25 protein-coding genes are annotated in these 20,785 nt (G+C 71.2%); 16 read left to right on the top strand and 9 right to left on the bottom strand.

The window, feature by feature from the left end:
- Nucleotides 1–183: 183 nt before the first annotated feature.
- A complete protein-coding gene (gene dcd, locus LMH63_RS14275; RefSeq protein WP_109680277.1) occupies nucleotides 184–747 on the top strand; it encodes a dCTP deaminase in 564 nt (187 codons plus the stop codon).
- A 313-nt stretch (nucleotides 748–1,060) separates the two neighbouring features.
- On the opposite strand, the gene LMH63_RS14270 is transcribed toward dcd, so the two are convergent.
- The 3 genes from LMH63_RS14270 to purM are packed head-to-tail and all read right to left on the bottom strand — an operon-like array spanning nucleotide 1,061 to nucleotide 3,607.
- A complete protein-coding gene (locus tag LMH63_RS14270; protein WP_229332603.1) occupies nucleotides 1,061–1,867 on the bottom strand; it encodes a DUF3108 domain-containing protein in 807 nt (268 codons plus the stop codon).
- Between the two features lie 22 nt (nucleotides 1,868–1,889).
- Nucleotides 1,890–2,552: a phosphoribosylglycinamide formyltransferase gene (purN, locus tag LMH63_RS14265; RefSeq protein WP_109680275.1), complete on the bottom strand. Its 663-nt coding sequence runs from the start codon at nucleotides 2,550–2,552 to the stop codon at nucleotides 1,890–1,892.
- Nucleotides 2,549–3,607, bottom strand: a complete 1,059-nt coding sequence (gene purM / locus LMH63_RS14260) for a phosphoribosylformylglycinamidine cyclo-ligase (RefSeq protein ID WP_109680274.1) — start codon at nucleotides 3,605–3,607, stop codon at nucleotides 2,549–2,551. Before purM ends, purN begins: the two co-directional genes overlap by 4 nt.
- A gap of 97 nt (nucleotides 3,608–3,704) precedes the next feature.
- Here purM and LMH63_RS14255 point away from each other — a divergent pair, with 97 nt between their 5' ends.
- Nucleotides 3,705–4,805 carry a DUF2066 domain-containing protein gene (locus tag LMH63_RS14255; RefSeq protein WP_109680273.1) on the top strand — a complete coding sequence of 367 codons (1,101 nt, stop codon included), beginning with the start codon at nucleotides 3,705–3,707 and terminating at the stop codon, nucleotides 4,803–4,805.
- Complete coding sequence (gene hda, locus LMH63_RS14250; RefSeq protein WP_109680272.1) at nucleotides 4,802–5,542, top strand: DnaA regulatory inactivator Hda; 741 nt, start codon at nucleotides 4,802–4,804, stop codon at nucleotides 5,540–5,542. Before LMH63_RS14255 ends, hda begins: the two co-directional genes overlap by 4 nt.
- Here hda and LMH63_RS14245 read toward each other — a convergent pair.
- Together LMH63_RS14245 and wrbA are read right to left on the bottom strand one after the other, a co-directional pair.
- Nucleotides 5,536–5,910 carry a DUF2069 domain-containing protein gene (locus LMH63_RS14245; protein ID WP_109680271.1) on the bottom strand — a complete coding sequence of 125 codons (375 nt, stop codon included), beginning with the start codon at nucleotides 5,908–5,910 and terminating at the stop codon, nucleotides 5,536–5,538. The genes hda and LMH63_RS14245 overlap by 7 nt on opposite strands.
- The gene (gene wrbA, locus LMH63_RS14240) at nucleotides 5,907–6,518 is read right to left on the bottom strand and encodes an NAD(P)H:quinone oxidoreductase (RefSeq protein WP_109680270.1); all 612 of its coding nucleotides are present in this window, start codon (nucleotides 6,516–6,518) and stop codon (nucleotides 5,907–5,909) included. The genes LMH63_RS14245 and wrbA overlap by 4 nt, the downstream gene beginning before the upstream one ends.
- Nucleotides 6,519–6,693: 175 nt before the next feature.
- Here wrbA and LMH63_RS14235 point away from each other — a divergent pair, with 175 nt between their 5' ends.
- The 4 genes from LMH63_RS14235 (at nucleotide 6,694) to LMH63_RS14220 (ending at nucleotide 8,209) form a co-directional block, all read left to right on the top strand.
- Nucleotides 6,694–6,984, top strand: a complete 291-nt coding sequence (locus LMH63_RS14235; RefSeq protein WP_109680269.1) for an acylphosphatase — start codon at nucleotides 6,694–6,696, stop codon at nucleotides 6,982–6,984.
- A gap of 167 nt (nucleotides 6,985–7,151) precedes the next feature.
- On the top strand, nucleotides 7,152–7,484 hold the full coding sequence (locus LMH63_RS14230; protein ID WP_109680268.1) for a c-type cytochrome: 333 nt from the start codon (nucleotides 7,152–7,154) through the stop codon (nucleotides 7,482–7,484).
- A gap of 14 nt (nucleotides 7,485–7,498) precedes the next feature.
- A complete protein-coding gene (locus tag LMH63_RS14225) occupies nucleotides 7,499–7,840 on the top strand; it encodes a c-type cytochrome (RefSeq protein WP_109680267.1) in 342 nt (113 codons plus the stop codon).
- A 9-nt stretch (nucleotides 7,841–7,849) separates the two neighbouring features.
- Entirely contained in the window at nucleotides 7,850–8,209 is a 360-nt protein-coding gene (locus LMH63_RS14220) for a sirohydrochlorin chelatase (RefSeq protein ID WP_109680266.1), read from the top strand.
- 249 nt (nucleotides 8,210–8,458) lie between these two features.
- On the opposite strand, the gene LMH63_RS14215 is transcribed toward LMH63_RS14220, so the two are convergent.
- The gene (locus LMH63_RS14215) at nucleotides 8,459–9,292 is read right to left on the bottom strand and encodes an SDR family oxidoreductase (protein WP_109680265.1); all 834 of its coding nucleotides are present in this window, start codon (nucleotides 9,290–9,292) and stop codon (nucleotides 8,459–8,461) included.
- 102 nt (nucleotides 9,293–9,394) lie between these two features.
- On the opposite strand from LMH63_RS14215, the gene trmH reads away from it, so the two are divergent.
- Entirely contained in the window at nucleotides 9,395–10,045 is a 651-nt protein-coding gene (trmH, locus tag LMH63_RS14210) for a tRNA (guanosine(18)-2'-O)-methyltransferase TrmH (protein WP_109680264.1), read from the top strand.
- Between the two features lie 199 nt (nucleotides 10,046–10,244).
- Here trmH and LMH63_RS14205 read toward each other — a convergent pair whose 3' ends face one another.
- The 3 genes from LMH63_RS14205 to LMH63_RS14195 form a co-directional block, all read right to left on the bottom strand.
- Complete coding sequence (locus LMH63_RS14205; RefSeq protein WP_109680243.1) at nucleotides 10,245–10,832, bottom strand: transglycosylase SLT domain-containing protein; 588 nt, start codon at nucleotides 10,830–10,832, stop codon at nucleotides 10,245–10,247.
- 6 nt (nucleotides 10,833–10,838) lie between these two features.
- On the bottom strand, nucleotides 10,839–12,542 hold the full coding sequence (locus tag LMH63_RS14200; RefSeq protein WP_109680242.1) for a proline--tRNA ligase: 1,704 nt from the start codon (nucleotides 12,540–12,542) through the stop codon (nucleotides 10,839–10,841).
- A gap of 72 nt (nucleotides 12,543–12,614) precedes the next feature.
- On the bottom strand, nucleotides 12,615–13,055 hold the full coding sequence (locus tag LMH63_RS14195; RefSeq protein WP_109680241.1) for a DUF4124 domain-containing protein: 441 nt from the start codon (nucleotides 13,053–13,055) through the stop codon (nucleotides 12,615–12,617).
- 248 nt (nucleotides 13,056–13,303) lie between these two features.
- Here LMH63_RS14195 and ilvN point away from each other — a divergent pair, with 248 nt between their 5' ends.
- From ilvN to LMH63_RS14155, 8 genes are all read left to right on the top strand, one after another.
- Nucleotides 13,304–13,798, top strand: coding sequence for an acetolactate synthase small subunit (ilvN, locus tag LMH63_RS14190; protein ID WP_109680240.1), 495 nt, complete (start codon nucleotides 13,304–13,306; stop codon nucleotides 13,796–13,798).
- A 22-nt stretch (nucleotides 13,799–13,820) separates the two neighbouring features.
- Nucleotides 13,821–14,837, top strand: a complete 1,017-nt coding sequence (gene ilvC / locus LMH63_RS14185) for a ketol-acid reductoisomerase (RefSeq protein WP_109680239.1) — start codon at nucleotides 13,821–13,823, stop codon at nucleotides 14,835–14,837.
- 201 nt (nucleotides 14,838–15,038) lie between these two features.
- Nucleotides 15,039–15,812 carry a CDP-diacylglycerol--serine O-phosphatidyltransferase gene (pssA, locus tag LMH63_RS14180; RefSeq protein WP_109680238.1) on the top strand — a complete coding sequence of 258 codons (774 nt, stop codon included), beginning with the start codon at nucleotides 15,039–15,041 and terminating at the stop codon, nucleotides 15,810–15,812.
- A gap of 60 nt (nucleotides 15,813–15,872) precedes the next feature.
- Nucleotides 15,873–17,426, top strand: coding sequence for a 2-isopropylmalate synthase (locus tag LMH63_RS14175; protein ID WP_109680245.1), 1,554 nt, complete (start codon nucleotides 15,873–15,875; stop codon nucleotides 17,424–17,426).
- A 385-nt stretch (nucleotides 17,427–17,811) separates the two neighbouring features.
- Nucleotides 17,812–18,606 (top strand): uracil-DNA glycosylase, encoded by a 795-nt coding sequence (locus LMH63_RS14170; RefSeq protein WP_199225762.1) that lies wholly within the window; start codon nucleotides 17,812–17,814, stop codon nucleotides 18,604–18,606.
- The gene (gene rimI / locus LMH63_RS14165) at nucleotides 18,603–19,094 is read left to right on the top strand and encodes a ribosomal protein S18-alanine N-acetyltransferase (protein ID WP_109680236.1); all 492 of its coding nucleotides are present in this window, start codon (nucleotides 18,603–18,605) and stop codon (nucleotides 19,092–19,094) included. Before LMH63_RS14170 ends, rimI begins: the two co-directional genes overlap by 4 nt.
- Nucleotides 19,091–20,350, top strand: a complete 1,260-nt coding sequence (locus LMH63_RS14160) for an MFS transporter (protein WP_109680235.1) — start codon at nucleotides 19,091–19,093, stop codon at nucleotides 20,348–20,350. Before rimI ends, LMH63_RS14160 begins: the two co-directional genes overlap by 4 nt.
- Before the next feature lie 71 nt (nucleotides 20,351–20,421).
- The gene (locus LMH63_RS14155; protein WP_109680234.1) at nucleotides 20,422–20,658 is read left to right on the top strand and encodes a DUF2970 domain-containing protein; all 237 of its coding nucleotides are present in this window, start codon (nucleotides 20,422–20,424) and stop codon (nucleotides 20,656–20,658) included.
- Nucleotides 20,659–20,785 lie beyond the last annotated feature (127 nt).

Below are 20,785 nucleotides of genomic sequence, written 5' to 3'. Positions count from 1 at the left end.
CACAACGTAAAGCAATGCCGATAAATCGGCGTCCTGATGCTTTCCCATCGTCGTTAATCGTTGTGTCCGTGGTGTCGTTGTGTTCATAAGTGGCGTTCAATCGACGGTACGGAACCGAACACCTGTACGAGCCAGCCCCGCCCCGGCAGAATTGCCGCCGGTACAACGAGCAGGACCCTGACGATGGCGATCAAATCGGACCGCTGGATCCGCCAGATGGCGGGGGAAGGCATGATCGAGCCGTTCGAGCCCGGGCAGGTGCGGGAGCGCGACGGCGGGCGGCTGATCTCCTATGGCACCTCGAGCTACGGCTACGACGTGCGCTGTGCGGACCGCTTCAAGATCTTCACCAACATCAACTCCGCCATCGTCGACCCGAAGGGCTTCGACGAGTCGAGCTTCGTGGATGTGCATGCGGATGTCTGCATTATTCCGCCCAACTCATTCGCACTGGCGAGCACGGTGGAGTATTTCCGCATCCCGCGCAGCGTGCTGACCATCTGCCTCGGCAAGTCCACCTACGCCCGCTGCGGCATCATCGTCAACGTGACGCCGCTGGAGCCGGAATGGGAGGGGCACGTGACGCTGGAGTTCTCCAACACCACGCCGCTGCCCGCGAAGATCTACGCCAACGAGGGTGTGGCGCAGATGCTCTTCCTCGAGTCCGACGAGATCTGCGAGCTCTCCTACAAGGATCGCAGCGGCAAGTACATGGGCCAGCGCGGAGTCACCCTGCCACGCCCGTAGGTCGTGCGCGGCGCCGCCGCGTGCGACGTCTCCCGCACGCCCCTGTCGCGGAACTGCCCCGGCGGCTCGAAAGCTGGCGCGGCCGCGGCGTGGCGAGCGCCAGGCCGGCCGTGCCTGACGCGAGGCGGGGCAGGAGCGACCGGGACACGCCGTGAATACGTCCCTGTAAGCTCGTAGGCGAGGTCCCTCTCGCCTACGGTCCCGGTCGCTCCTGCCCCACCACGCTTCGCCTCAGGCAACACGCAGTGACATGTCGTCGGCGTCGCGGATTGGGCATGGGCACGATCCGCCCACGTCGGTTGCCCCCGTGCCGCTATCGCCCCGTGGCACCGCTGCCAGGGCGCCCCGAGTGAAGCGGGTCGCCGAAGCGGGGGCGGGGCGGCTGGCGCTTGTAGTCGATACCCTCCAGATCCGCCAGCACCAGGCGGAAGCTGCGGTCGCCGTCCTCCCACTGCTCCACCTGAATGGCGAGATAGTCCAGCTCCGGGGCGCACCAGAGGCGGGTCTCGCGGTCGCTGTCGGTGTCGTAGCGGACGATGCGCAGGGCCTCGAAGCGGCCTGCGGGGACGTTCACCGTCTCGCGGCCCTCCACCTCCAGACGGTAGGTCTTGAGCTCGCCGCCGTCGGCGATGCGGTAGGTCAGCGGCGTGGCGCTGCCGTCGGCGGCGAGGTCGTGCATGAGCTGCAGCGGGCTGACCACCCGGTCCAGCGTGTCCGCGGGGATCTGCATGCGCCACGGGCGGTCGGCGACATCGTTCACCACCTCGCCGTCGTCCCAGTCGAACCGCAGTTCCGCCTCCCGAGCGTCGTCGTCGCCGGTGCGGTGATAGTGGTAGCGCTCGGGGCGGAAGCCCGTCGCTATGATGCGCCCTTCGCTCACCTCCCGGACCTCGGCCGAGTACAGCAGCCGGGTGACCCCTACCGGCCGCGTGTGCATCCGGTAGCGGTAGCGGTCCTCCCCCGGGCGCTCGAAGGTGAGCCGCGCCTCGCCGAGGGTCAGCGGGCCCTTGCGCAGCTCGTAGCGCGCCTCGAACGGTGGCGGAGCGCCGTCGTGGTCCGCCGCCGCAGCATGGGCGGAGAACAGTGTCAGGGTGGCAAGCAGCGTGAACAGGGCGCGCAAAGGGTCCTCCCGCGGTGCGCGGTCAGTGGCTTGCGACCGGCCCGAGGCGCGGCGGCACCGCCAGCGGTTGTCCGTCCATCCAGACCCGGCCATCGCGCATGGTCACACGGCCTTCGGCGATCCAGCGAACCGCCAGCGGATAGAGCCGGTGCTCCTCGGCCTGCACCTTTTGCTGCAGAGTCTGCGGGGTGTCGTCCGGTTCCACGGCGACCGCGGCCTGGGCGATGACCGGGCCCGCATCCAGCTCGGGGATGACGTAGTGCACGCTGCAGCCGTGCTCGGCCACGCCCGCCGCCAGTGCCCGCTCGTGGGTGTGCAGCCCGCGGAAGGCCGGCAGCAGGGAGGGGTGGATGTTGACGAGGCGACCCTCAAAGGCGGCCACGAAACGGTCGCCGAGGATGCGCATGAAGCCGGCGAGGACCACCAGGCCCGGGTTCAGTCGGTCCAGGCAGTCGCGCAGGGCGGCGTCGTAGCGCTCACGGTCGGGGTAGTCCTTCGGCCGCAGGACTGCGGTGGGGATGCCCGCGGCCGCGGCGCGCTCCAGACCGTAGGCGCCGCCGCGGCTGCTCACCACGGCCCGCAGCTCCACCGGCAGCTCGCCGGCGCGCTCGGCGTCGATCAGGGCCTGCAGGTTGCTGCCGTTGCCGGATATGAGCACGACCACCGGCAGGCGATCTGCCGTCATGCACCCTCCGCGAAGCGCACCGCAGGCGCGCCTTCCGGTCGTGGCTCGATGCGGCCGAGGGACCACGCGCGCTCCCCGGCATCGCGCAGGCTCGCAAGCGCCCGTTGCTCCTCCGCCTCCGGCACGACGAAGACCATGCCGACGCCGCAGTTGAAGGTGCGCCACATCTCGCCGTCGGCGATACCACCGGCCTCCTGTAGCCAGCGGAACACGGCCGGGCGCTCCCAGGACCCGGCGTCGATATGCGCGGCGACACCCGGCGGCAGCACTCGTGGGAGATTCTCCGGCAGGCCGCCGCCGGTGATGTGACAGAGGGCATGCACCTCGCACTCGGCGATCAGCCGCAGGGCCGGGCGCACGTAGATCCGGGTCGGCGCCAGCAGCCACTCCGCGAGCGGGCGACCCTCCAGCGTACGCTCGAGGGCGCCCGGCTCGCGCTCCAGCACCCGCCGCACCAGCGAGAACCCGTTCGCATGGATGCCCGAGGAGGCGGCCGCGATCAGGCGGTCCCCGGGCCGCACCGCCGAGCCGTCGAGGATCGCGTCGCGCTCGACGATGCCGACGCAGAACCCGGCCAGGTCATAGTCCCCCGGTCCGTACATCCCGGGCATCTCCGCCGTCTCGCCGCCGATCAGTCCGGCGCCGGCCTCGCGGCAGCCTGCGGCGATGCCGCGGATGACCCGCTCGGCCACGTCCACGTCCAGGTGGCCGGTGGCGTAATAATCCAGGAAAAACAGCGGCTCGGCGCCGGCGACGACCACGTCGTTGACGCACATGGCAACCAGGTCGATGCCGATGCCGTCGTGCTGCCCCGTCTCCAGTGCGAGGCGTAGCTTGGTGCCGACGCCGTCGGTGCCCGAGACCAGCACCGGCTGGCGGTAGCGGTCCAGCGGCAGCTCGAACAGGCCGCCGAAGCCGCCGAGCCCGCCGAGCACGCCGGGCCGTCGGGTGCTCGCCACCGCACCCTTGATGCGGTCCACCAGCGCCGCGCCGGCGTCGATGTCGACCCCGGCGTCGCGGTAGGTGAGTCCCTGGTCGTCGCTGCCGTTCGCCACTGTCGTCTCCCGTCGCCGTGCCTCGTCGCCCGCCAGCGCGCCATGGTACCGTAACTGCCCTCATCGCGGCCCGGGCCGCGCCCTACGGAATGGCCCCATGAGAGCCCTGCGCCTGGTTTCAGCCCGCCTTCCGTACCCCTGCTGGCGGCGAGCGATCGCCGGGCTCTGGGGGCTGGTGCTGCTGATCACGCTGACGTCTCCCCCCGGGTATGCCCAGGGGCTGGCCAACCTCGGTGAGGTGACGGTGCCCGTGTCGGACCAGACCGATGAGGCCCGCGAGTCCGCCTTTGCCGAGGCGGTGGGTCCCGTGCTGGCGCGCCTGACCGGCCGTCCCGAGGTGGCCGAGGCGACGCCGGTGCAGGGCATCGTCGAGCGTGCCGGGCGCTTCGTCCAGCAGTTCCGCTACGAGCGGGGCCCGGAGGGCGATCTGCGCATGCTGACCCGCTTCGACACCGAGGCCCTGCGCGAGGCACTGGTGCGTGCCGAAGTCCCCGTCTGGCAGCGGGACCGGCCGCCGGTGCTGGTGTGGCTTGCGGTGGAGCGCGGGGGCCGGCGGGCGCTTGCAGGCGAGGGCGACAGCGAGCCGCGCCTGCTGCGTGAGGCCGCGGCCGAGGTCGGGGTGCCGCTGCTGTTCCCGCTGCTGGATCTCGAGGACCAGCGCAGGGTCACCTTTGCGGATGTCGCCGGCGGCTTCGATGGCCCCATCCTCGAGGCGTCGGACCGCTACCAGACCCCGGTGGTGCTGGCCGGCCGGCTGACGGGGGACGGTGGCGCGAATGTCCGCTGGACCCTGTACGGGCCGGATGGCGAGCGCGAGCGCTGGCGCGACCAGGCGGGAGACCTCGCGGGGCTGGCCGCCGAGACCGCCCGCCGCCTCGCCGCCGCGCTGCGCGGGCCCTACACCCTGCTGCCCGACCTCGACAGCAGCACCCTCCTGGAGGTGCAGGTCGAGGGCGTCGAGGGCCTTACCGACCTGGCCGCCGCGGAGCGCCTGCTGCAGGGCCTCGGCGGCGTGAGCGGCGTGCGCGCAGCGGAGGTCGAGGGCACGGCGGTTCGCTTCCAGCTGTCGATCAACGTCGCCCCTGGCCGCGTGCGCGAGGCCCTCGGCCGGGAGTCCCGGCTGCAGGCGATGGATCAGGGCGAGTCCGGCGGCGAGGCGGGCACCGCCGGCGGCCCGGTGTACCGCCTGCGGCGATGAGCGGCCGCGTCACCGGGGCACCGGCCGCCCACGGGCGGCAGCTTGCGCTCGATTTCCGCTGGGACGCCGGCGCCGATCTCGATCTCTACGTTCCCGGCCGCAATGCCGCCGCCGTGGTTGCGCTGCGCGCCGCCGCCCGGGCCGCCTGGGATCCGATCCACCTCACCGGGCCTGTGGCCACGGGCAAGAGCCATCTCCTGCAGGCGGCCTGCGGGATTGCCAGCGCCGGCGGTTACACGGCCGTCTACGTGCCCCTTGCCGAGCGGGCCGAAGGACCGCCGGAGCAGCTCGAGGGGTTGGAGCGAGTCGGCGTGGTGGCCCTGGACGGCCTCGAGGCCATTGCCGGCCGGCCTGCCTGGGAGGAGGCGGTGTTCCACTGCCACAACCGTCTGCGTGACGCGGGGGGGCAGCTGCTGGTGGCCTCCCGGGCAGGCCCGGCGGAGCTGGGGCTTGCCCTGCCGGATCTGGCGTCCCGCCTGCAAGCCATGCTGCGGTTGCGGCTCCAGCCGCCGGATGACGACACCCGCGCGGCCGTGCTGCAGCGGCATGCCGCCCGCCTCGGGCTGGAGCTGCCCGCGGCGACGGCCCGCTATCTGCTGACGCGCCAGTCGCGGGACCTGCACCACCTGCTGGCCGTGCTGGACCGCCTGGACGCCGCCTCCCTCGCCGCCGGCCGGCGGCTGACGGTGCCGTTCGTGCGCGAGGCGCTGGGGGCGGGGTCCGTGCCGGGTCAGTGAGGCCCCGCCGCAGCGGCGCGGCGGCTTACCCGCAGATAGAGCAGGGCGCAGCCGAAGTAGCCGAGCGCGAGGGTCGTCTCCGCCGCCCCCAGCCAGCGTTCGGGCGCCGGGCCCGTACCGGCGAGCACGCCATGCACGAAGTAGGCAAGGCTGAGCATGCCGGTCCACTGCAGGGTGTAGCGGCGGCGGTGGAGCACCCCGCGCAGGCCCAGCAGCAGCGGCAGGCCGAGCACCAGCAGCGCTGGCGTGCGCAGTGCCGGGGGCGGCGGCGCCAGCCACAGCAGCCAGACCAGAAGCAGCCCGATCAGCCCCAGATAACAGGCGAGGGCGGTCAGGTAGAGCCCGCGCCCCGGCATCCCGGCCGTCATGCGCCGCCTCCGGCGGCCTGCAGCCGCCGTGCGGCCTCCGCCACCCGCCGGCCCAGGACACGGCAGAGGCGCGCCTCGCACTGATCCAGCTCGCGATCGGCGGCGCTGCCGGCGACGTGGCTGGCGCCGTACGGGGTGCCGCCACTGGTGGTGCTGGCGAGCTCCGGCTCGGTGTAGGGCAGCCCCACCAGATACATGCCGTGGTGGAGCAGCGGCAGCATCATCGACAGCAGCGTCGTCTCCTGGCCGCCGTGCAGGCTGCCGGTGCTCGTGAACACGCCGGCGGGCTTGCCGGCGAGGGCACCCGACAGCCACAGGCCCGAGGTCTGGTCGAGGAAGTACTTCAGCGGTGCGGCCATGTTGCCGAACCGCGTGGGGCTTCCCAGGAGCAGCCCGGCGCACGCCTCCAGATCCGCCAGCTCGGCATACGGGGGGCCACTGTCCGGGACGGCCGGCGCCACCGCCTCGCAGGTGGCGGATACCGGTGGCACGGTACGTACCCGCGCCGAGGCGCCCGTCACGGTCTCCACGCCCTGGGCGGCCTGGGCGGCCATGGCCGCGGTGGCACCGTGGCGGCTGTAGTAGAGGATGAGCACCTCGGCATCCATCGATCACACTCCTTGCGGGTTTGCCATGGTGCACAGGCCCGCTGAGACCTGACCGGACTTCCGATAGGATTGGGCCCGCAGGGCCTGTGGGCCGCGCGGCGGATGGCGACCGGTGACCATCCGCCATGAGACCGGCGAGAATAGCAGGGGTTTCACCACGGCGACGGGAGCAGCCATGAACGAACGCGGCGAGCGCGCGCCGATCTGCCGGCAATATCATGTCCACGGCCGGGTGCAGGGCGTGGGGTTCCGCGCCAGTGCCCGTTCGCGGGCGCTGCAGCTGGGGCTGCGCGGCAGCGTGCGCAATCTGCCGGACGGCCGGGTGGCGCTGGTCGCCTGCGGGACGCCCCAGGCCCTCGACGCCTTCGAGGCCTGGCTGCGGGAAGGGCCGCCCGGCGCCCGGGTGGAAGCCGTGGACAGCGCCGTGGCCGACGACCCCGGGGAGCAGGATTTCCGAATCGCCTGAGTCAGCCCTGCACGCGGCACCCGGGCCCCTGGACAGGGCTGGCGCCCGGACCCCGCACGGCCCTTGCTTTACCCCCGGTGCGATCCATGGAACCATATGGCGCCGTTCCGGGCGGGGGGCGGTGCCTTGCCCCGCCTTCCACCTTCCACGCGGCCAAGAGGATCATGATGACACCCAAGCTGCTGACGGCCCTCGGCGTGACGCTCGCGCTGCTACTGCCGGGCGCGGCCTTTGCCCAGGGCGATGTGCAGGCCGGGCGCGAGAAGGCCTATACCTGCCTCGGCTGCCATGGCGTGAGTGGCTACCGCAACGCCTACCCCTCCTACAACGTGCCGAAGCTCGGCGGTCAGCATGCCGATTACATCGTCTCGGCGCTGCAGGCCTACAAGGCCGGCGATCGCAGTCATCCGACCATGCAGGGCCTTGCGCAGACCCTGAGCGAAGAGGACATGCAGGACATCGCCGCCTACTTCGAGCAGGCCGTTCCGAACGACGAATAATCGGGAGTCAGACGATGATCCGCAGTCTCAGCACCATGGTGATCCTTGGCGCGCTGCTGGCGTGGGGTAACGCCGGCGCGCAGCGCATCGGCGACCCGGTGGCCGGTCAGGAGAAGTCACAGGCCTGCGCGGCCTGTCATGGCGCGAACGGCGCCGCCGACAATCCGCAGTTCCCGAAGCTGGCAGGCCAGTACGCGGACTACCTGTACCATTCCCTTCGGGCCTACAAGTCCGGTGACCGCAACAACGCAGTGATGCAGGGGCAGGTGCAGGCCCTGTCCGACCAGGACATGCGCGACCTCGCCGCCTTCTACGCGAGCCAGGACGCGGCGGTCCACACGCTGGAGCGGAACTGAGCCCGGGCGGTGCGCAGCCTGCTGCTGATCGCGCCGGGCAGCCCCGAGGCGCGTGTCAACGACGAGCTCCGCGAGCTTAGCGCCACGCTGGCGCCGGGCCTGGACGGGCGCTATGACCGCATCGCCTGTGCCTTCCTGGCGTACGAGGCGCCCGACCCGGCAGCCGCCATCGACCGCGAAGTGGCTGCCGGCGTCACCGAGCTGATCTGCCTGCCCTACGTGTTGCTGGCCGACTCGGTGGTGGTCCGGGACCTTCCCCGCGCCATCGAGGCCGCCCGCGCCCGCCATCCCGGCCTCACCCTGCGCCTCGAGCGCTACCTGGGCGCCCAGCCCGCCCTCGCCCGCGCGCTGCTCGAGATCGTTCCCTGAAGCTTTCGATGGATCGTGTTGGGGCCGGTTTGCGTGTGGCCTGGAAAGGCCCCGCGGCGCCGCGGCGTGAGCACCGGCGGTGCTGGGTGCGGGTGGCGGTGGGAGCGGCCGGGACACGCTGTGAATACATCCCTGTAAGCTCGTAGGCGAGGTCCCTCTCGCCTACGGTCCCGGCCGCTCCCACCACCACCCGCACGGCCGAACGCCTTGCCACTGTCCGCGATTTCGTTACGCGCCGCGCGCCGTCGCTCAATTCGCCCGCAGCATGGCGCTGTAGCCCTCGCGGTAGGTCGGGAACTGAAGGCGATAGCCGCTGGCCAGCAGGCGTTCGTTGCGGCACCGCTTGTTGCCTCCGCGGACCGGCGTCTCGCCACCGCGGGGCGGGCGCGGCAGGCCGAGGCGCCCGGCGAGCCAGTCCATGAGCTCGCACTGGGTGCATGGAGCGCTGTCCACGCCGAGGTACACCGGCGCGGGCTCCGGCAGGGCGCCCAGGTGGGCGAGGACGTCGACGCAGTCGTCCTCGTGGATACGGTTGGTGTAGCGGGGCGGGTCGTCGTTGCAGGGCTCGCCGCGGCGAACTTTCTCCAGCATCCGTTCGCGGCCGGCGCCGTAGATGCCGCCGAAGCGCACCACCACCGGCTCCCGGGCGCCGTCGTGCACCAGGGCCTCCGCCTCCAGCAGGCGCCGGCCGGAGAAGCTGGCGGGTTCCGTGGCGCTGGTCTCGTCCACCCATTCGCCGTCGTTCTGGCCGTAGACCCCGGTGCTGGAGACGAATACCAGCCGGCCGGGCGGCTCCGGGAGGGCGCCCAGCAGATTCTCCAGACCGACGACGAAGGCCTGCCGGTAGGTCTCGTCGGCGAACTGGTCAGGGGGCGCGATGTAGTAGACGCGCTCCGCGGCGAGATCCGCCAGGGCCTCGCGCAGGCGGGCAGGGTTACCGAGATCGGCCCGCCGGGTCTCGAGGGGGGCGGGTAGCGGCTCGGGGCGCCGTCGCAGGCCGGTCACCGCATGGCCCTGGTCGGCGAGGCTGAGGCCGAGGCGGGTGCCGATGCGGCCGCAGCCGGCAATGAGGATGCGCGCCATGGTGCTGGACTCCGTGTCGGGTTGTGGCGTTGGGTCCGCCCCCTACAATAACGGCCCCGCCGGGCCGTACCCAGGGCCGGCAGCGAACTGCCGAGGGAATCCATGACCGCCGAACGCCTCGCCCGCTTCCGGGCGACGCTGGACCGCCGCCAGCCGGACCTGCGGGTGCTGCTGGACGGCGTCCACAAGCCGCACAACGTGAGCGCCATCCTGCGCACCTGTGACGCCGTCGGCGTCTATCAGGCGCACGCGGTCTGGCCTGGCGACCGGCTGGCGGTGCATCGCCAGACCTCGGCGGGGGCCGGCCAGTGGGTGCGGATGCGCACCCACGAGGCGGTCGGCCCGGCGGTGAGCTCGCTGCAGGGCGAGGGGCTGCAGGTGTATGCCGCCCATCTCTCGGAGCGGGCCGTCGACTTCCGCAGCGTCGACTACACCCGCCCCTGCGCCGTGCTCATGGGGGCCGAGCTCTGGGGCGTGAGCCAGGCAGGTGCGGCCGCCGCGGATGCCCATATCAGCATTCCCATGGCCGGGCTGGTCGCCTCGCTCAACGTCTCCGTCGCCGCTGCGGTGATCCTGTTCGAGGCCCAGCGCCAGCGCGCCGCCGCCGGCCTCTACGACACCCCGCGCCTGGACCCGGAGACCTATCACCAGACACTGTTCGAGTGGCTCCACCCCAGGCTCGCCGAGCACCTGCGCGCCCGGGGCAAGCCCTATCCGGCGCTGGATGGGGATGGGGATCCGGTGCGCGGCTAGCGCCGCGCACCGGAGTTCGAAGTTGCAGTTCAAAGTTCGCAGTTCAAAGTTCAAAGCTATGGAGCAGAAAGCGGGGCGCCAGGGGCGCGTTTGACGCCGGCACCAGCGTATGACTCTCGGACTTTGAACCTTGAACTTCGAACTTTGAACTGGCCCTGGAGGAGCGCTGGTACGCCCAGTGAGCAGGCCGCAAGGCCGCTCACTGGGCGTACCAGCGCTCCTCCAGGGCCCGGTAGACACGTGCCGGATACCAGCGCTCGCCGACGCTGCCGTTGTAGCGGGCGAGGGCGCGGGTGAGGTCGCCGTTCTCGCGTTCGAGGTAGTGGGCGAGGATGGTGCAGCCCATGCGCAGGTTGGTGGCGACGTCGAAGAGGTTGTCCTCCGGGCGGCCGATCTCCTCGAGCCAGAAGGGCATGATCTGCATCAGGCCGCGGGCGCCGGCGGTGGAGAGGGCGAAGCGGTTGAAGGCGCTCTCCACCTCGATCACCGCCAGCACCCATTCCGGCTCCAGGCCGGCCCGCTTCGCCTCGTAGTGAACCATGCGCAGCAGGCGCAGGCGCCGCGCCGGGTCCGGGATGCGGGGGGCGAGGCGGGCAGACATGTCGAGCAGCCAGACCTGGGCGTCGAAGCGGTTGCGGAAGCTGTCGCTGCTCTCCAGGGCCGCTCTCAGGGCACGGCGCAGCTCCGGGTCCGGTCCCGTGGTGCTGCCGCCGGCCAGGGGCGCGGCGAGCACCAGGGCCGCCGCCAGCACGGCGCCGGCGAGCCCCCGCAGCACGCGCCCCGGCATGGCCCGTTACGCCTCCTGGCGGCGCAGGAAGTCCACCACCTCGGCGACGGGCACGTCCCGGCTCTCGCTGTCGCGGCGGCCGCGATACTCCACGGTGCCCGCCGCCACACCGCGCTCGCCGACCACGAGCCGGTGCGGCAGGCCGATCAGCTCCATGTCCGCGAACTTCACCCCCGGTCGCGCCGGGCGGTCGTCCCAGAACGGCTCCAGGCCGGCGGCCGTCAGCTCGTCGTAGAGGCGGGCAGCGGCGTCTGCCACGGCCTCGGACTTGTGGGCGTTGAGCGAGACCAGGGCGACCCGGAAGGGGGCGAGGGGCTCCGGCCAGACGATGCCGTGGGCGTCGTGGTTCTGCTCGATGGCGGCGGCGACCACGCGGGAGACGCCGATGCCGTAGCAGCCCATGCGCAGCGGCAGCTGCTCGCCGTTCTCGTCGAGCACGCGGGCATCCATGGCCTCGCTGTACTTGGTGCCGAGCTGGAAGATGTGGCCGACCTCGATGCCGCGGCGAATCGCGAGCCGGCCTTCGCAGCGCGGGCAGCCCTCGCCGGCGCGCACGGTGCGCAGGTCCGCCACCGGGGGCAGGGGCATGTCCCGGTCCCAGTTGAGGTTGACCCAGTGCCAGTCGGCGCGGCCGGCGCCGGAGGAGAAGTTGGCGAGGCCGGCGGCGCGCTCGTCCACCAGCACCGTCAGCCCCTGCGGCAGGCCCTTCGGGCCGATGAAGCCCCGGGGCACGCCGGTGGCCTCGAGCGCCTCCTCGGGCTCTGCCAGGCGCACCTCGCCGGCGCCGAGGGCATGTCCGGCCTTGACCAGGTTGAGCTCGTCATCCCCGGCGACGAACAGCACCGCCGGCACCTCGTCGGCCATGACGACCACGCTCTTGACCACCTGCTCGGGGCGGATGCCGAGCACCTCCGCCTGCTCGGCCACGGTCTGGATGCCGGGCGTGGGCTTCTCCTCGGCGCTCAGGGCCGGCTCGCGCTCCGGCAGGGGCGGGCGGCTCGCAGCGAGCTCGGTGTTGGCGGCGTAGTCGCAGCGCTCGCAGATGGCGATCTCGTCCTCGCCGGAGTCCGCGAGGACCATGAACTCCTCGGAGACGCTGCCGCCGATGGCGCCGGTATCCGCGCCCACCGGACGGAACTCGAGCCCGAGCCGGGTGAAGATGCGAGCGTAGGCGGCGCGCATGTCATCGTAGGTCTGCTGCAGCGACGCCTCGTCCATGTGGAAGGAGTAGGCGTCCTTCATGACGAACTCGCGGGCGCGCATCACGCCGAAGCGCGGGCGGATCTCGTCGCGGAACTTGGTCTGGATCTGGTAGTAGGTCAGCGGCAGCTGGCGATAGCTGCGCAGCTCCCGGCGGAGGTAGTCGGTAATCACCTCCTCGTGGGTCGGGCCGATGCAGAAGTCGCGCTCGTGGCGGTCCTTCAGCCGCAGCAGCTCCGGGCCGTACTGGGACCAGCGGCCGGACTCCTGCCAGAGCTCGGCGGGCTGCACGGCGGGCATCAGCACCTCGAGGCCGCCGATGGCGTCCATCTCCTCGCGCACCACCTGCTCCACTCGGCGCATCACCCGCAGGCCCAGCGGCTGCCAGGTGTAGAGCCCGGCGCCAAGCTTCTCGATCATGCCGGCCCGCAGCATGAGCTGGTGGCTGACGATCTCGGCGTCGGCGGGGGTCTCCTTGCTGGTGAACAGCGGAAAGCGGCTTGCGCGCATGCCGGCGATGCCTCCGGTGGGGATGTCGGTCCGGCAGGATATCGGATGCCGCGCGCAAACCGAAACGGCGCCTCACCCCCGGCAGTAGCGGCTGGCGATCTCCTCCAGGCGCGCGATCTCCCGGGCCAGCTCTTCCTCGGTGTAGCGCACCACGTTGCCATCGGCGTCGCGGAAGCGGCGGTTCGCGCCGCCGTTACGGAGCACCTCCAGGTTATCGCGGGCCGCCTCGCACTGCTGGCGCTCGAAGGCGACGTCGCGCTGCGGGCTGACGGGCTCGTCGGGCGCGCCGTCGCCGGCGCCGCCGCCGGCGGAGGGCGCGCTCCCGGCGGCTGCGCGGTCGCCCCCGGAGGCCGGCCGGCTGACCCGCAGGTCCACCCGCTCGGCGCTGACGCCCCGCGGCGGCGTGGCGCCGAAGTGCACCTGGCCCTGCGCGTCCGTCCAGCGATAGACCTCGGCGGCCGCCGCCGGCAGGCCGATGCCGAGCGCAAGCAGCAGAATCACGCAATAGCGCATGGGAGCCTCCCCAATGGTGCCCGTGTTCTCCGCGGCGGCCGGGCGCCGCGTCCAGCCCCCCGAGTATGGCCGCCGTGCGGTGCGCACCTCAGCAGACGCCCGACGGGCGCGGCCGTCGCGCTGCTTGACGGGTTACCGCGCGGGCAGTAGCTTGACCGCCTCCCGGCGACTGCCACGATTTTCCACGCGCGCGCAGCAGCGTACCGGCCGTGCCGGCCGGTACCGGGGCGGCCTTTCGGACAGGGGTTATGCGGCACATCATTTCCATTCTCGTGGAGAACGAGTTCGGCGCCCTCGGGCGCATCGCCGGGCTGTTCACCGCCCGGGGCTACAACATCGAGTGCCTGACCGTCGCCCCCACCGACGACCCCACTCTGTCGCGCATGACCCTCGTCACCTTCGGTGACGACCGGATCATCGAGCAGATCATCAAGCAGCTGAACAAGCTGCTGGACGTGGTCAAGGTGATGGATATCACCGAGGCCACCCACATCGAGCGCGAGATGATGCTGGTGAAGGTGCAGGCCACCTCCAGCGAGGCCCGCGAGGAGTTCAAGCGCCTCACGGACATCTTCCGCGGCCGCGTGCTGGACGTGACCGACAAGACCTACACCCTCGAGCTCACCGGGACCAGCAGCAAGCTGGATGCCTTCCTCGACCTGCTCGGCAAGAAGACGCCGATGGAGGTGGTGCGCTCGGGCGTGATCGGGATCGCCCGCGGCGACAAGCAGATGCGTGTCTGAATTCCGTTCCACTGGGGGAGCCATGAGAGTCTACTACGACAAAGACGCCGACCTTTCCGTGATCCAGGGCATGAAGGTGGCCGTGCTCGGCTACGGCTCGCAGGGCCATGCCCATGCCAACAACCTGAAGGAGTCCGGCGTCCCCGTCGTGGTGGGCCTGCGCCCCGGCTCCGGCTCCGCCGACAAGGCCAAGGCCGCCGGCCTGGAGGTGGCGGACATCGATACCGCCGTCTCCCAGGCGGATCTCGTCATGGTGCTCACGCCTGACGAGCACCAGGCCGCGCTCTACCAGGCGCACATCGAGCCGAACCTGCGCCAGGGCGGCACCCTCGCCTTCGCCCACGGCTTCAACATCCACTATCAGCAGATCGAGCCGCGGGCCGATCTCGACGTGCTCATGATCGCGCCCAAGGGCCCGGGCCATCTGGTGCGCTCCACCTACGTCGACGGCGGCGGCGTGCCGAGCCTGATCGCCATCCATCAGGATGCCAGCGGCCGCGCCCGCGACGTGGCGCTTTCCTATGCCTCCGCCAACGGCGGCGGCCGCGCCGGCATCATCGAGACCAGCTTCCGCGAGGAGACCGAGACCGACCTCTTCGGCGAGCAGGTGGTCCTCTGCGGCGGCCTCACCGCCCTCATCCAGGCGGGCTTCGAGACCCTGACCGAGGCGGGCTACGCCCCGGAGATGGCCTATTTCGAGGTGCTGCACGAGACCAAGCTCATCGTCGACCTGCTCTACGAGGGCGGCATCGCCAACATGCGCTACTCGGTGTCCAACACCGCCGAGTACGGCGACCTCACCCGCGGGCCGCGGGTGATCAACGAGCACTCCCGCGCGGCCATGCGCGAGATCCTCGAGGAGATCCAGAACGGCCAGTTCGCCAAGGAGTTCGTGCTCGAGAACCAGGCCCACGCCCCGCGCCTCAAGGCCATGCGCCGCAAGGCGGCCGAGCACGAGATCGAGCAGGTGGGCGCCAAACTCCGCGACATGATGCCCTGGATCAAGGCCAAGCAGCTGGTGGACCGCTCGAAGAACTGAGCGCCTTCTCGGTAGGCCGCTGCTCGCAGGGAGCAGCATCTCCGTCGCCCGGCCCCTCGCCGGGCGACGCTGTTTCGGCAGCAACGCCGTAGGTCGTGCACCGCCGCAGGCGGTGTGCGACGTCTCAGCCCCATGCACCGCAATTCCCCCGTGCGCCCCTGACCGGTACGCTGATGCCCCTCGCAGCCGGAAACCCGAACAATGACCGACGCCGATACGCCCAGGCGGCCCCGCCGCCGCGGCATCTACCTGCTACCCAACTTCATCACCACGCTCGCGCTGTTCTTCGGCTTCTACGCCGTCGTCGCCGCGCAGAGCCTCGCCTTCGAGACCGCCGCCATCGCCATCTTCGTCGCCATGGTCATGGACGGCCTGGACGGGCGGGTCGCCCGCATGACCAACACCCAGAGCGACTTCGGCGTCCAGTACGACAGCATCGCCGACATGGTCTCCTTCGGCGTCGCCCCGGCGCTGGTGATCTACCTCTGGGCCCTGGCCGACCTCGCCGAGCTGGGCGGGCCATGGGACAAGCTCGGCTGGCTCGGCGCCTTCATCTTCGCCGCCTGCGCCGGCCTGCGCCTCGCCCGCTTCAACACCCAGGCCGGCGTCGCCGACAAGCGCTACTTCCAGGGGCTGCCGAGCCCCGCCGCCGCTGCCACCCTCGCCGGCATGGTCTGGGCCGGTGACCGCCTCGAGTTCGGCGGCTGGCCCGTGGGGATACCGGCGCTGGTGATCACCGTGCTGGCCGGCATTCTCATGGTCAGCAACGTGCGCTACTACTCCTTCAAGGAGATCGACTTCCGCTACCGCGTGCCCTTCATGGCCATGGTGCTCGGCGTGCTGGCGGTGGCGCTCGCCTCGGTCCACCCGCCGACGGTGCTGTTCGTGCTGGCGCTGACCTACATGGTCTCGGGGCCGGTGCTCACCATCCTGCGCCGCCGGCGGCGCCGGCGGCGCCATCATGGCGCGACGTGACGGCTGCGGCGCCGTGGCCGGCGGGGGTAGACTGGCGACGAATGCATGGAGGAGGCCGGCATGAGTGAGCGCGATCGCCTGATCATCTTCGACACCACGCTGCGGGATGGCGAGCAGAGCCCGGGCGCCTCCATGACCCGTGAGGAGAAGGTGCGCATCGCCAAGGCCCTCGAGCGCCTGCGGGTGGACGTCATCGAGGCCGGTTTTCCCGCGGCGAGCCGGGGCGACTTCGAGTCCGTGCGCGCCGTGGCCGAGACCGTGCGCGAGAGCCGCGTCTGCGGTCTCGCCCGGGCCGGCGAGGCGGACATCGACCGCGCCGGCGAGGCCATCGCGCCGGCTGCGGCGGGGCGGATCCACACCTTCATCGCCACCTCGCCCATCCACATGGAGAAAAAGCTCCAGCTGCCGCCGGAGCAGGTCCTGCAGCGTGCGGTGGCGGCCGTGAAGCACGCCCGGCGCTACTGCGACGACGTCGAGTTCTCGCCGGAGGATGCCGGGCGCTCCGAGCCCGACTTCCTCTGCCGCATCCTCGAGGCGGTGATCGATGCCGGCGCCACCACGGTGAACATCCCGGATACCGTCGGCTACAACATGCCCGCCCAGTTCGCCGCGCTCATCCGGGACCTGCGCGAGCGCGTGCCCAACGCCGACAAGGCGGTCTGGTCGGTGCACTGTCACAACGACCTCGGCGTCGCCGTGGCGAACTCGCTGGCCGCGGTTCTCTCCGGCGCCCGTCAGGTGGAGTGCACCATCAACGGCCTCGGCGAGCGCGCCGGCAACGCCTCACTGGAGGAGGTGGTCATGGCGGTGCGCACCCGCCAGGACTTCTTCCCCTGCGACACCCGCATCGAGACCCGGGAGATCGTGCCCACCTCCAAGCTCGTGGCCAACATCACCGGCTTCCAGGTACAGCCGAACAAGGCCATCGTCGGCATCAACGCCTTCGCCCACGAGTCCGGCATCCACCAGGACGGTGTGCTCAAGCACCGCGAGACCTACGAGATCATGCGCGCCGAGGACGTCGGCTGGGGCATGAACCGCATGGTGCTCGGCAAGCACTCCGGCCGTAACGCCTTCCGCAGCCGTTGTGCGGAGATCGGCATCGCCTTCGCCTCGGAGGCGGAGCTGAACGAGGCCTTCCACCGCTTCAAGGACCTCGCCGACAAGAAGCACGAGATCTTCGACGAGGACCTGCAGGCGCTGGTGACCGAGGCCGCCGCCGCGCTGGACGAGGAGGAGCGGGTGAGCCTGGTGGCCTTCCGCTGCTGCTCGGAAACCGGCGAGACGCCGGTGGCCGATGTCACCCTGCTGGTGGACGGTGCGGAGCAGAAGAACTCCGCCGCCGGCGACGGCCCCGTGGATGCCGCCTTCAAGGCGATTGACGGCATCGTCGGCAGCGGCGCGGAGCTGCTGCTCTACTCGGTGAGCAACATCACCACCGGCACGGACGCCCAGGGCGAGGTCACGGTGCGCCTCGAGCGGGGCGGACGGGTGGTCAACGGCCAGGGCTCGGACACGGATATCGTCATCGCCTCCGCCAAGGCCTACCTCAACGCCCTCAACCGCCTGCGCAGCGGCTCGGCACGCACCCATCCTCAGGCGGCGGAGGTCTGAGCGGGCCGCAGTCCGAGGGGGGTAGTTCAAGGTTCAAAGGCACTCTTCGCGTGCGCCGGGACACGCTTCGCCGGTTGGAGCCCGCCGCACGCGGCGGGCGTCTTTGAACCTTGAACTTTGAACCTTGAACTCTGGCTCGTGAGAGCGGTAGGTCGGGAAGCGCCGCAGGCGCTACCCGACACGCCGGCAGGCGAACCCCCCGTCCTGCTCCGCACGGCTGTCGGCGAGCACTGCGTGCTTGCCGACCTACGAGACTCACCCCCTATCCGCTCGGTGCAGGTGCCGTTATCCCTCCGCGTCCCGAGTGTGCGCCAGAGCGCGCATGTGATCCCCCGTGCGTGCTAACTTCCTCGGAACCTCGGTATCGCGCGACCCCATGGCTGCTATGGATTCCCGCCGGCTGCTCTACCTCCAGCGCATGGGCATCGACGTCTGGGTGCGGCGTACTGATGCGGCTGTGCCGTCCCTCCGGCCCGAGACCGCCGAGGAGTCGGAGCGCACGCCGGAATCCGCGCGGGCGGGTGAGGTGTCCGTTGCGCAGCCGGCGCCTGCGGGCGAAATGCCGGCGTCTCCCGACGAAACGGTCCGCGAGCCTGCCGGCACCGCCGCCGAGGCCGCGGACTGGGAGACCCTGCGCCAGCAGGTATTGAGCTGCACCCGCTGCCCGCTGCACCGCACGCGGACCCAGGGCGTGTTCGGCGTCGGCAGCCAGACTGCGCGGCTGCTGATCGTCGGCGAGGCGCCGGGGGCTGAGGAGGACCGCCGGGGCGAACCCTTCGTCGGCCGGGCGGGGCAGCTGCTGGACGCCATGCTGCGGGCCATCGGTCTCGACCGGCAGACGGTCTACATTACCAACATCCTCAAGTCGCGCCCGCCGGAGAACCGCGATCCGCGTCCGGAGGAGGTGGCCGCCTGCGAGCCCTACCTGCGCCGGCAGATCGAGCTGCTGGCGCCGGCGCTGATCGTGGCCGTGGGCCGCGTCGCCGCGCAGAATCTGCTGCGCACGGACCGCCCGCTCGGGCGGCTGCGCGGGCAGTGGCATCGCTACGGCCCGCGCGAGACGCCGCTGCTGGCGACCTATCACCCTGCCTACCTGCTGCGTAACCCGGCGGACAAGCGCAAGGCCTGGCAGGATCTCAAGGCGGTGCGCCGGGCCCTGGACACGGAGGTGAGCGCATGAGTGCCGAGCCCTCGAGCTTCCTGTCGGTGATCCGGCCCATGCGGGATGCGGACATCTCTGCCGTGCTGCAGGTGGAGCAGGCCGCCTACGACTACCCCTGGACCGCCAACATCTTCCGCGACTGCCTGCGCATGGGCTACGACTGCGCCGTGCAGCTCGCCGCGGACCGCGTGGTGGGGCATCTCATCCTGTCGGTGGGCGCCGGTGAGGCGCACGTGCTGAACCTCGCCGTGTCCCCGGCCTGGCACAACCGCGGCTTCGGCCGCCGGCTGCTGCGCCGCGCCCTGCGCCAGGCGGAGCGCCTGGGGGCGGAGTCCGTGTTCCTGGAGGTGCGGCCGAGCAACGCCGCCGCCGTGCATCTGTATCGGGTCGAGGGGTTCCGGCGGGTGGGCCGGCGCCGGCACTACTACCCGGCGCCGGACGGGCGTGAGGACGCCCTGGTGATGCGCCTCGATCTGCGCGAGACCAGCCGCTCGGGGCGGCGGTGAGCGCGCCCGGGCGGCGCACTGTCTGGTCCTGGGCCTGTTATGACTGGGCCAACTCCGCCTACGCCACCGTCGTCCTCGCCGGGTTCTTCCCGCTGCTGTTCCAGGATTTCTGGAGCACCGACGCCGACGCGGCCACCGCCAACCTGCGCCTGGGCTGGTTCAACGCTTCGGCGAGCCTGGTGATCGTGCTCACCGCCCCGCTGCTCGGCGCCGTGGGCGACCGTGCCGGGGCGCGCAAGCGGCTCCTGCTGGCCTTTGCGGTGCTGGGCGTGCTGGGCACTGGCCTGCTGGCGGGCGTGCCCGGCGGCGACTGGCTCGCCGCGGGGCTGCTTTTCACCTGCGCCACCGTCGGCTTCATGGGGGCCAATATCTTCTACGATGCGCTGCTGGTCTCGGTGGCGCCGCGGGAGCGCTGGCACGCGGTCTCCGGGCTCGGCTTCGGGCTGGGCTATCTGGGGGGCGGGCTGCTCTATCTGGGCTGCGTGCTGGCGGCGCTCAACCCGGCGGCGTTCGGGTTCTCCTCCACCAGCGAGGCGGCGCTCGCCGCATTCGGGGCGACGGCGCTGTGGTGGGCGCTGTTCACGCTGCCGCTGCTCATCTGGGTGCCGGAGCCTGCCGCCAACGCGGGTGATGGTACGGCCCTCGGCGGCGGATTCCGCCAGCTCGCCGCGACGGTCCGTCAGCTTCGCGCCTACCGGCCCGTGCTGGTGTTCCTGATCGCCTACTGGCTGTACATCGATGCCGTCGGTACCACCATCCGCATGGCCGTCGCCTACGGTCGCTCCCTGGGCTTTGAGCAGGGAGACCTGATCGTCGCCCTGCTCATTACCCAGTTCGTCGGGTTCCCGGCGGCCATCGCTTTCGGCTGGCTGGGGGAGCGCATCGGACCGCGACGGGGGATCTTCATCGGCCTCGGGGTCTATATCGGCATCTGCGCCTGGGGGGCGCTGATCCAGTCGGCCTGGGAGTTCTACGTCATCGCCGTGCTGGTGGGGCTGGTGCAGGGCGGCGTGCAGTCGCTCAGCCGCTCGCTCTATGCCCGGCTCATCCCACCGGCGGCCGCCGGCGAGTTCTTTGGCTTCTACAACCTGCTCGGCAAGTTCGCCGCCCTGATCGGCCCGCCCCTGTTCGGGCTGTTCGGCGCCTGGTTCGGCGACGTGCGCTACTCGATGCTGGCGCTGATCCTGCTGTTCGTCGCCGGGGCGGCGGTGCTCACCCGCGTTCGCGAGACCGGCCCTGCGCCTGCGCCGGCGTGACACGCCGGCTTCGGCAGGACGACCGGCTGCGGCACAATGCCGATTAGTATGCGCAATCGGGAGGTTCCGGTATGAGCGATCATGGCGAGGAGCGGCACGAGGCGGAGCAACCGCGGCGCCTCACGGTGTGGCAGGTGGCGAAGAGCACCCTGGCGGCGGCCTTCGGCGTACAGACCGAGGAGGCGCGGCGGCGGGACTTCACCCAGGGCAGCCCGGCCCCCTTCATCATCGCCGGGCTGGTGTTCACCGTCCTGTTCGTCATCGCTCTGGTGGTGATCGTCAATATCGTGCTCAGCACGGCCGCCTGATGGCGATCTGTCAGATTTGTGCGTTTCGTCACGCTTTGCCTTGTCCGTGAGCAGTAAACCGTAGTCAACGACTGTCGCTCTCCGGCGACAGTCGTTCGGCGGGGCCGGCAAGGGCCGCCCCAGGGCA

The sequence above is a fragment of the Spiribacter halobius genome (assembly GCF_020883455.1).
Taxonomy (GTDB): Bacteria; Pseudomonadota; Gammaproteobacteria; order Nitrococcales; family Nitrococcaceae; genus Sediminicurvatus; species Sediminicurvatus halobius.
Note: the sequence above shows the minus strand (reverse complement) of the source record. Positions and strands in the feature narration are given on the sequence as shown.